General features: G+C 41.7%; 12 protein-coding genes and 1 rRNA gene. 1 reads left to right on the plus strand and 12 read right to left on the minus strand.

Annotation, left to right across the window (positions count from 1 at the left end; translation table 11 throughout):
- Positions 1-395: 395 nt before the first annotated feature.
- Positions 396-680 carry an AbrB/MazE/SpoVT family DNA-binding domain-containing protein gene (locus tag BIV59_RS19040; protein ID WP_071353037.1) on the plus strand — a complete coding sequence of 95 codons (285 nt, stop codon included), beginning with the start codon at positions 396-398 and terminating at the stop codon, positions 678-680.
- Between the two features lie 42 nt (positions 681-722).
- Here BIV59_RS19040 and rsmI read toward each other — a convergent pair whose 3' ends face one another.
- The 12 genes from rsmI to rrf all read right to left on the minus strand — a co-directional run bounded on the left by rsmI (position 723) and on the right by rrf (position 9,139).
- Positions 723-1,604 (minus strand): 16S rRNA (cytidine(1402)-2'-O)-methyltransferase, encoded by an 882-nt coding sequence (rsmI, locus tag BIV59_RS19045; RefSeq protein ID WP_071353038.1) that lies wholly within the window; start codon positions 1,602-1,604, stop codon positions 723-725.
- Positions 1,582-1,869, minus strand: a complete 288-nt coding sequence (locus BIV59_RS19050) for a GIY-YIG nuclease family protein (RefSeq protein WP_071353039.1) — start codon at positions 1,867-1,869, stop codon at positions 1,582-1,584. The genes rsmI and BIV59_RS19050 overlap by 23 nt, the downstream gene beginning before the upstream one ends.
- The gene (locus BIV59_RS19055) at positions 1,856-2,599 is read right to left on the minus strand and encodes a tRNA1(Val) (adenine(37)-N6)-methyltransferase (RefSeq protein WP_071353040.1); all 744 of its coding nucleotides are present in this window, start codon (positions 2,597-2,599) and stop codon (positions 1,856-1,858) included. Before BIV59_RS19055 ends, BIV59_RS19050 begins: the two co-directional genes overlap by 14 nt.
- A 72-nt stretch (positions 2,600-2,671) precedes the next feature.
- Complete coding sequence (gene yabA, locus BIV59_RS19060; protein WP_071353041.1) at positions 2,672-3,043, minus strand: DNA replication initiation control protein YabA; 372 nt, start codon at positions 3,041-3,043, stop codon at positions 2,672-2,674.
- A 13-nt stretch (positions 3,044-3,056) separates the two neighbouring features.
- Positions 3,057-3,887, minus strand: a complete 831-nt coding sequence (locus BIV59_RS19065; RefSeq protein WP_071353042.1) for a PSP1 domain-containing protein — start codon at positions 3,885-3,887, stop codon at positions 3,057-3,059.
- Positions 3,880-4,887: a DNA polymerase III subunit delta' gene (gene holB / locus BIV59_RS19070; RefSeq protein WP_071353043.1), complete on the minus strand. Its 1,008-nt coding sequence runs from the start codon at positions 4,885-4,887 to the stop codon at positions 3,880-3,882. The genes BIV59_RS19065 and holB overlap by 8 nt, the downstream gene beginning before the upstream one ends.
- Before the next feature lie 139 nt (positions 4,888-5,026).
- A complete protein-coding gene (locus BIV59_RS19075; RefSeq protein ID WP_071353044.1) occupies positions 5,027-5,467 on the minus strand; it encodes a YaaR family protein in 441 nt (146 codons plus the stop codon).
- Between the two features lie 23 nt (positions 5,468-5,490).
- Positions 5,491-5,820, minus strand: a complete 330-nt coding sequence (locus tag BIV59_RS19080; protein ID WP_071353045.1) for a cyclic-di-AMP receptor — start codon at positions 5,818-5,820, stop codon at positions 5,491-5,493.
- A 109-nt stretch (positions 5,821-5,929) separates the two neighbouring features.
- Positions 5,930-6,577 carry a dTMP kinase gene (tmk, locus tag BIV59_RS19085; protein ID WP_071353046.1) on the minus strand — a complete coding sequence of 216 codons (648 nt, stop codon included), beginning with the start codon at positions 6,575-6,577 and terminating at the stop codon, positions 5,930-5,932.
- Positions 6,578-6,640: 63 nt separating this feature from the next.
- Positions 6,641-8,080, minus strand: coding sequence for an aminotransferase class I/II-fold pyridoxal phosphate-dependent enzyme (locus BIV59_RS19090; RefSeq protein ID WP_071353047.1), 1,440 nt, complete (start codon positions 8,078-8,080; stop codon positions 6,641-6,643).
- A gap of 167 nt (positions 8,081-8,247) precedes the next feature.
- Positions 8,248-8,451, minus strand: coding sequence for a sigma factor G inhibitor Gin (locus BIV59_RS19095; RefSeq protein ID WP_371261482.1), 204 nt, complete (start codon positions 8,449-8,451; stop codon positions 8,248-8,250).
- 571 nt (positions 8,452-9,022) lie between these two features.
- A 5S ribosomal RNA gene (rrf, locus tag BIV59_RS19100) occupies positions 9,023-9,139 on the minus strand.
- Positions 9,140-9,257 lie beyond the last annotated feature (118 nt).

Raw genomic sequence — 9,257 nt, forward strand, 5'->3', positions numbered from 1 at the left:
TTTACTAGAGGCATTCCTTCTCGCCTAATCCCAAAATATGTCTCTTTACTCATTTTAACTTCAACATAAAGATAGGATTATGTTGGCTTTTGTTTGTTTTTGTCGAATTTAGTCGAATTTATTAGGGATTTATTCTTATTTTTATTATCGTAATAAAACAAAACAGGTCCAATATCATACAAAAAAGGATTTATCCTACTTATTAAAACAGCTGAAAGCCTTGAGGATAAAGGGATTTACGTTTTTTCGCTGAATTTATCTTAAGTTAAAAATAAAATGATTGACGTATTTGGGAATGGCTGGTATTATTAAATTTATAAAAAAAATTGTCGAATAATGACGAAAATAGATAAAGAGAAAAAGGTACTAGTATAATCTGAGAGGAGATTTACAGAATGAAATCTACAGGAATTGTTCGTAAGGTTGATGAATTAGGACGGGTGGTTATTCCAATCGAACTTCGCCGTACGCTTGGAATTGCAGAAAAAGATGCACTTGAAATTTATGTGGATGACGAACGCATCATCCTAAAAAAATACAAGCCAAATATGACTTGCCAAGTAACTGGTGAAGTTTCTGATGAAAACTTGACTCTTGCTGGCGGCAAGCTTATCCTAAGCCGTGAAGGTGCTGAAATGCTGATTAAAGAAATTCAGCAAAGCTTCGAAACATCAAAATAATACAGTGAAGGCTTCCTATCCGGAAGCCTTTTTTATGCTTATTTATTCTTCATCTACATGATACGATTGATATACTTCACGTTTCTGTATGCCTCTGTCCTTAGCGGTCTGCTTAATGGCTTCCTTGGAAGAAAGGCCTCTTTCCTGGATGTAGGCCTCTACATGAGCAGAAACCTCCATGTTGTCCCACCACTTCTTCTCCTCAGTATCTTCACTTTCCTGAGACCCTTCAATGACAAGACAAAATTCGCCGCGAATTTCTGATTCTTCCGCCCATGCTAAAGCTTCCTCAATGGTGCCTCTGATAAATTCCTCAAATTTCTTTGTAAGCTCACGGCAAAGCACGATTTTTCTATTTCCCAGTATCCCAAGCATGCTTTTTAACGTTTCCTTCAAGCGATGGGGAGATTCATAAATAATCCAGGTCGACGTCATTTTTTTCAATCTTTCCAGTTCTGCCTTTTTTTCTTTATTGCTTCTTTGCAGAAAACCATGGAAATAAAAAGGCTGCGGGATAAGGCCTGAGCCAATCAATGCAGTTAATGCAGCATTTGCGCCAGGAAGCGGGACTACAGTGATATTTTCTGCTAGTGCCTCTACCACAAGTTCATACCCGGGATCGGAAATCGTGGGCATTCCTGCGTCACTGACAAGGGCGATCAATTGTCCGGAAAGGAGGCGATCAATCATCTGCTTGCCGCTTTTTTGCTTGTTATGTTCATGATAGCTGACGATTGGCGTTTCGATTTCAAAGTAATTGCAAAGTTTTTTAGTATTACGTGTATCCTCAGCAGCTATCACATCTGCCTCTTTTAATATTCTCAGAGCCCTGAAGCTCATATCTTCCAAATTCCCAATAGGAGTAGGCACCAAGTACAGCGCCGGTTCTAGTCCTTCTTTTTCATAGCTTTTCTGCTGCTGCATGAACAGTTTTCTCCTTTTTATCAATAATTTGTTCTTTTTGTGCCCTATTCAGCTGTTTAAAGCTGTACTCGGCACGCATTGCTTCCGTTTTCGTTGCAAAGACCTCATAATAGATCAGCTCCACCGGTCCCCTGCCTCTGGTGTACTTTGCCCCTTTTCCTTCATTATGCATGCTTATCCGCTTTTTTAAATCATTTGTATAGCCTGCATAAAAACTGCCATCCCTGCATCTCAGCACATAAAAGAAATGCTCATTCTTCTCCATATAAAATCCTTCTGATTTCCGGATTATACTCGTGATCCTCATTATAAACGACTAGCGGAGGAAGTATTTTTAAATCAGGCTTTCCGTCCTTGATTCCTTCAATAAGAATAGTATTGGCCTCCTTGCCCGCCTTCGGATAAACAAACTGTAATCGTTTTGGTTCAATCCGATATTTTCTCATCAGGCTCAGTATGTCCATCAGTCTTCCAGGCCTATGTACAAAGGCAGCCTTGCCTCCCTGGCGCAGCAGCTGGCTGCTCGTGCGCACCACATCTTCAAGGGTACAGTAAATTTCATGCCTGGCAATGGCAAAGTGTTCATTTTGATTGATTTCTTCTTTTGATGGAGTTGGAAAGTATGGAGGATTGCAGGTTACCACATCAAACTTTGAGTGGCCAAGCTGTCCAGGGATTTCCTTAATGTCTCCATGCATCATATGTATTTGCCCGGAAAGCCCATTATAATCAATGCTTCTTTTCGCCATATCATATAACCTTTCCTGAATTTCCACACCAATCATGCTTGCTTTAGTCCTCGTGCTTAATAACAGCGGCACAACTCCATTTCCTGAACACATATCAATCAGCTTGCCTTTTTGAATCGGCACACTGACGAACTTCGATAGCAGAACAGCATCTAGTGAAAACGAAAAAACAGAAGGGCTTTGAATGATTCTTAAACGTTCAGCCAAAAGATAATCCAGCCGTTCATCACCTTTTAATTCCAACAACTCTCTTACCTCCTCTGGATGCATTTCCTCCGGTTATTAAAAAAGCCTTCCCTTGACAGGAAAGGCTTGAGATTATTTTTTATTCAAAAATGATAAGCAAAACAGGCAGTCTCCATCTTTTCTTAAACTTCCAAAATGAAGGTTGCAAATATGAAAGCCTTCTTGATACAAACGGGCAAGATTATCGTAGCCTTCCCCTATATCGAGCATCTTCTCTCCCTGGGCTGTTTGCTTATTTTTCACTTTATTTTTTTCCTTCACGCTGGTTCCTGCTGTTTCCAGCTGATCTAACCGCCGCCTAAGATGGCTGTTTTCAAGCTTCAGCGAATTATTCTCTTCAAGAACCTCCGCCAAATGCTGTTTCATCTCACCAAGCTGCTTGTATAGATGGCCGATTTGGGTTTCCATATTAGTGACCGATTCAAAAATTTCTTTTTTATCCACGCTCTCCACCACCTTAATAATCTGTGGCTTGAATAGAAACGGCTCCCTCTTTTAGAATCTCATCTAACGTATATTCCAAAACTCTTTCTTGTTCGACAAATTCAATCTGAAGTACTCGTTCTAGAATATTAAGCCCAACTACCTTGCCTTTTCCATGAGGGGTTTTAATGATTTCACCCAAATCCGGAAGCATTTCCTTCGCACTCTCATACTCATCGTTTTCATATTTAAGACAGCACATCAGCCGGCCGCACAGCCCAGAAATTTTGGTCGGATTCAGCGATAAATTTTGATCCTTGGCCATTTTAATGGAAACTGGTTCAAAATCACCCAGGAATGTCGAGCAGCAAAGCATTCTTCCGCATGGGCCTATGCCTCCAAGCATCTTGGCTTCATCCCTGACGCCTATCTGGCGCAATTCAATCCTGGTTCTAAAAATCGCCGCCAAATCCTTGACTAAATCACGAAAATCAATTCGTCCATCTGCAGTAAAGTAAAACACTACTTTATTTCTGTCAAACGTGTATTCAACATCAACGAGCTTCATATCAAGCTTGTGTTCCTCTACTTTTTGGCAGCAGGTTCCATATGCTTCAGATGCCGCCGATTTATTTTCCTCAACAATCAGCCTGTCCTTTGCATCTGCAATCCTGAGAACCTTTTTCAGCGGCAGAACAACATCATTATCATCTACTTGTTTCCGGGCGGTTACAACCTTGCCGAATTCAACTCCGCGGACAGTTTCAACTATAACAAACTCATCCTTCGGAATGGCGAGCTCTCCCGGGTCAAAGTAGTATATTTTACCCGCTTTTTTAAAGCGGACGCCTACTACATCATACAAATGATGATCCCTCCTGCAAATTCAGCACAAGCTGTTCCATCAACAGCTGTGGATTTGTATTGGACAGCAGTTTCCTTTTCGCTTCTAAAATATAGCCCATGCAGTCTGCAAGGCGCCTCTGGGAAAGATGAAGAGCGTGTGTTTCAAATTCCCCGGTTTTATTTTGAAAGACGGCAAGTTCACGCTTGTCCAACTGAATATATAATAAATCTTTATAGATAAGAAATAACAAATCAAGACTTCTGTCCATTTGCTCCCTTTCCTTAAAGTGCACAAACCACTCTTCCTGAAGATATAATAATGCCTTCATGGGATTTTGGTTTAGCACTTCATATAATTTTACCACTATTTTTTGGGCTTGTGCAAACCATTCCTCATTACTTATTCTTATTCCTTCTTCAAAATTGTGGGTTAAGTGGGGGATTATAGATGAGTCTTGGATGTTTACCCCTTGATTTATCAGCTTTTCCTTAAGAACTGCAGGAGAAAGAGGCTTAAAAGACAATACCTGGCAGCGTGACAGGATGGTAGGCAGGATCCGCTGTATTTGCTCTGTAACCAAAATGGCAACTGTGTCTGAAGAAGGTTCCTCGAGGAATTTAAGCAAGCTGTTGGCTGCCTGCACGGACATTTTGTCTGCATTGAAAATCATATAAATTTTACGATTGGCCTCAACGCTTTTCTTTGAAAATTCCTCTTGAAGACTTTTAATCTGTTCCTTTTTGATAGACAAGCCGTCTGGTTCAATCAGATGCACATCAGGATGGTTCCCGCTGTTTATGCGTTTGCAGTTTTTGCAGTTTTCACATGGCAGATACCCGTCAATCTGCTGCTCACACAGCAGGCTCTTGGCGAAAATGATGCTTGCCTCTCTTTTTCCGACACCTTTTTCACCTTCGAAAAGGTAGGCGTGAGCAACCCGGTTTTTTAGCATGCCATTTTTCAGCATTCCCATGATTGTCGGCTGAATATCAGCTATTTCGTTCCATGCTTCCGTCATAACCAATCAACTCTCTTAAGTAAGTCCATTTCATCATATAAACACTATATTAAAAATATGACTCTTTTTTTATTTACTGGCTTAAAAAGGGTAACATTCGCCTATTATCGGCAGTTTCAGAAAAAAGGACGGTGATATTTTACGTGTATAAATTAATCAATAGGCCTTTGATTTCACCTATTTTTTCCAAAACGTCCACAGACGTCTTTTCTTTGGACAATACAGCTTCGGTTAGCTCAACCAATTTATCATCGATTGTTTCGACAATTTTCAGCGGGCGGCTCTGCCCAAATTGGTTCCAGCTGTTCGAATGCTTCAGATCCATTCCAAAGTCAACAGCTTCTTTTACGAACCGCTTGACCAGCGTTTTGAATTTTGCGATATCCTTGAAGGTGCGGGATTTGCCCAGTCTGCCGCCGGCTCCCTCAATATCGCTCAGCAGCCGGTTCAGTGAGGCATACTGCAGTTTTTGATCCTGCTTTTGCACCAGCTGCTGAAATTTTCCATTACCAGTTTGAACCTGCTTGCTGTCTTGCCTGGCTTTATCCAGGCTTAAAGGAAGGTCCTGGTTAATTTTCATTCATACCACACTGCTTTCGTACGTTAAAATTGCATAAAAGTTTCGATTGGCAATACAAATACTGCTGCTCCGCCAACCTGGATTTCAACTGGATATGGAACATATGAATCAGCATTTCCTCCCATTGGGGATACAGGCGCTACCAGCTGCTGCCGGGACTCGCAATTATTTTTAATAATATCGAGGGCTTTTTCAACGCGAATGTCATCGGTACCTATCATGAAGGTGGTATTGCCGGATTTTAAAAACCCTCCGGTGCTGGCAAGCTTGGTCGCCCGGAAATTATGTTCAACAAGTTCATTCAGCAATCTATGGCTATCTTTATCCTGTACAACTGCAATAATCATTTTCATATCTATCATCCTCCGCTTGAACACCAAATGTGTTCTGCTTTGTTTAATTTATATTATAACAATTATCTATACCCCAAAAAGGAGGTTTACAGGCATTTTACGATAAATATTATTGTGAGGCCTCCTCCCTGCCAATAACCTGGTACACCTTGGATGCAGTTTGCTCCAATACCTGTTCAGGTGATTGGGATGCATCTACAATAAAAAATCTTTCTTTCCACTTCTCTATAATAAGCATATATCCTTCTTTTACTTTTTCATGAAACTGCAGAGCTTCCATATCCAGGCGGTTTATTTCCCTTTCCCCGTTGGATGCAATTCGTTCCAGGCCAGCAGCCGGGTCAATATCGAAGTAAATCGTAAGATCCGGCATAACTCCATTGATGGCAAATTGATTGATCGAATAGACTTCATCCATTCCCAGGCCCCTTGCATATCCCTGATAAGCCAGAGAGCTGTCAATAAAGCGGTCGCACAGTACAATTTTCCCCTCACTTAAAGCGGGCAGCACTTTTTCAGCAAGGTGCTGCCTCCTTGCTGCAGCATAAAGCAGGGCTTCTGTTCTGCTGTCCATAGCTGTATTTTCTTTATTTAAAATGACTTCCCTGATTTGTTCTGCAATAGGGATGCCTCCGGGTTCTCTAGTGATGAGCACACTGTGCCCCATATCTGTAAGAAGTTCTCCAAGCATATGCAGAATGGTTGTTTTCCCTGCACCCTCAGGTCCTTCCATGGTTATAAATATTCCTTGATTCATACATGACCTCCAACTATCACTTTGCGGTTTAAGTATACTATTTTCTAATTCAAAAAGGAAAACTTATTCGTAGATCCACAGCTGCCCGCTTTCAAGCTCAGGGCCCCCATGGAACCTTCCCCCTTTTCTCAGCAGCTCCTCCATACGATTTATTTTTCCCGCTGTTACTTTTTCACCAGGCATTATTAATGGAATGCCTGGCGGGTAAGGAGTAATCATTTCAGCAGAGATTTCTCCTAAACAGTCAGTTAATGCTGCAAGCTTTTTCTGTCTTTTTTTCATTTGCTGATACGTCAGGGAAAGCGGCTGAATGGTCTGTTCCTGAAAATGGGAACAAGAAGAAACCTGACCCTCCGCCTCTTCGCTATTCTCTACGGCACGTTTAACTCTCATTAGTGTTTCCCGAAATGGAAAATCACTGTCCTTCTTTATTAGCGGCAGCACCATAAGGACATTTCTTACATCGGCAAGCTCCGTAAAAATCCCTTCACTTTCAAGTATCTGCTGCAGTTGAAAGCCAGAATGCCCCTTCTCAGACCGGATTATAAGCTTAAGGAGATCACTGTTGCCTGATTTGCTCTCTGCCACATGTATTCCTGAAATGCTGTTTAGTTCCTCCTTGAAGCCGCCCACTGCTTGTTTCAATGCTTCTATATCGTCCTGGCTGTAAGTAGCCAGATATGCCCTCGAAAGATCCAGTGAGGCCATAATCGGATAAGATGGACTGCTTGACTGCAGCATTTGCAAGCAGAACTCCAGCTTGCTGGAATCAATTAATTCACTGCTGTAATGCAAGAATGATCCCATCGTCATGGCAGGAAGTGTCTTATGTGCAGAATGAACTACCACATCTGCACCTGCTGCCAGGGCAGATTCCGGAAAAGGGGCACCGAGGCAAAAATGGGCCCCATGAGCTTCATCCACAAGCACAGGAATGCTGTGCTGATGAGCCAATGTGATAATCTCTGAAACTGCACTGCCGGTTCCATAATAGGTTGGATAGGTTAAAACAATGGCCTTTGTTTCTGGATAAAGCCCGATTGCCTCTTTTACAGCCGATACCGTTACACTGCCCGCAATCTCCAGCTGTTCATCGATGGCAGGAGATATGAAAACTGGCTTAACATTCGCAAGCATCAGGCCGTGCAAAACAGATTTATGGCAATTCCTTTGTACAAGCACTCTATCTCCCTCCTCACAGGCAGCGAGAATCATCGCAATATTGCCCGAGGTAGAACCGTTCACAAGAAAATAACTTTTTTGTGAGCCATACAAATCGGCCAAAAGCTGTTCCGCCTCCAAAATGGGTCCGCCTGGGTCATGCAAGTCATCAAGACCGGTGAGCTCTGTCAGATCGATGGACAGCACAGGATCAAAAATATGTTTGCCCCAATGATTAAATATACGGCCGTTTTTATGGCCGGGTACGTGGAAAGAAAGACTTTCCTTTTCTCTATGTTTTACAAGAGCATCAAATAATGGCGTTTTCTCTTTTGATTTCATGGTATACTTCCTTTTAATTATTCTTTGTTTATTCTATCAGACAAATGCAAGTGCAGACTCCAGCTTGTCCAATTTTAATAATGGAAATAAAAAAATCAGAAACCATAAAAACCTTAAGGAGGTTCTTCATAGTCTCTGACTCTTATAAATGCCTATTCCTCTTCTTCTTAAGAACAAATTTCAGGAACATTTACTTTCTTCAGCTGTTTTAAATAATAATGGTACATCGGATTGTCCGTTCCCGTATTTATGATATCATGTTCACATTCTTCGCATAAAAATGATGTATAAAGATGTATGCCAACCGATTTTGTCTTTTCACAAACCACGCATGTTTCCGCTGGTGCTTTATTGGCTGCTGCTGAACTCAATATCCCCACCTCCATACCTGCATTCTCTCCAAAATCTAAATGTTGTATACAATTTTTAGAATAGTTCATGTCAGCTGCTGTTTAATTTCTATATCAATATATGAGGCCACTGGGCATTGAGTGTATGTCTATGCCTGAAAAAATCAAATATAGGAAAATTCCATACTCACAAGTGTCAGGATAAACCTTTTTACAAAGGATTTACCGGCGTGAAGGGCCATTCAAGCTGCCAAATAGACAGGCTGCAAGGGTATTTATATGACATTAGCTAATGTAGCATCTGTGGCGTTTTTAGAGCTCAATTCACAGCGAGCTTATGTCTGTCTGGAAGCTTCGGGCCCGCACAGGACGCGGCAGGTTTAGCAGAAGCCTATTGTCTTGCCATCATTAGTTTGCGAGCTTAACAGCCTTATTCAAAATCCGGAATGTGATATCCGGATTATTTCTTCGTCAGTTTCAGTTCCTCGCACCCCGACCTCCTTGGCTTTTGCTTACTCGATTCATTTGATTTCCTATGATATTTCCATTTCTGCACACAAAAAAGACCAGCATCTCTGCTGGCCTTTCGCTTGCTTGGCGGCGTCCTACTCTCACAGGGGGAGAACCCCCAACTACCATCGGCGCTGAAGAGCTTAACTGCCGTGTTCGGAATGGGAACGGGTGTGACCTCTTCGCTATCGCCACCAAACTATGAGGAACATTGTTCCTTCAAAACTGGATAATAGAAGAAGTTAAATATCTGCAATCATTTTGTCTAGCTGCGAAAGCCAAAACGTACGGCTGCTTCGCTTTCCAATTTGGTTAAG

The organism is Bacillus sp. MUM 13, from assembly GCF_001866725.1.
Taxonomy (GTDB): domain Bacteria; phylum Bacillota; class Bacilli; order Bacillales; family DSM-1321; genus Peribacillus.

What these genes read in the sequence shown, in the direction of transcription:
- rsmI (WP_071353038.1), bottom strand. Translation starts at nt 1,604, where the DNA reads ATGCAGCAGCAGAAAAGCTATGAAAAAGAAGGACTAGAACCGGCGCTG.
- BIV59_RS19050 (WP_071353039.1), bottom strand. Translation starts at nt 1,869, where the DNA reads ATGGAGAAGAATGAGCATTTCTTTTATGTGCTGAGATGCAGGGATGGC.
- holB (WP_071353043.1), bottom strand. Translation starts at nt 4,887, where the DNA reads ATGACGGAAGCATGGAACGAAATAGCTGATATTCAGCCGACAATCATG.
- BIV59_RS19080 (WP_071353045.1), bottom strand. Translation starts at nt 5,820, where the DNA reads ATGAAAATGATTATTGCAGTTGTACAGGATAAAGATAGCCATAGATTG.
- BIV59_RS19075 (WP_071353044.1), bottom strand. Translation starts at nt 5,467, where the DNA reads ATGAAAATTAACCAGGACCTTCCTTTAAGCCTGGATAAAGCCAGGCAA.
- BIV59_RS19090 (WP_071353047.1), bottom strand. Translation starts at nt 8,080, where the DNA reads ATGAAATCAAAAGAGAAAACGCCATTATTTGATGCTCTTGTAAAACAT.
- tmk (WP_071353046.1), bottom strand. Translation starts at nt 6,577, where the DNA reads ATGAATCAAGGAATATTTATAACCATGGAAGGACCTGAGGGTGCAGGG.
- BIV59_RS19040 (WP_071353037.1), top strand. Translation starts at nt 396, where the DNA reads ATGAAATCTACAGGAATTGTTCGTAAGGTTGATGAATTAGGACGGGTG.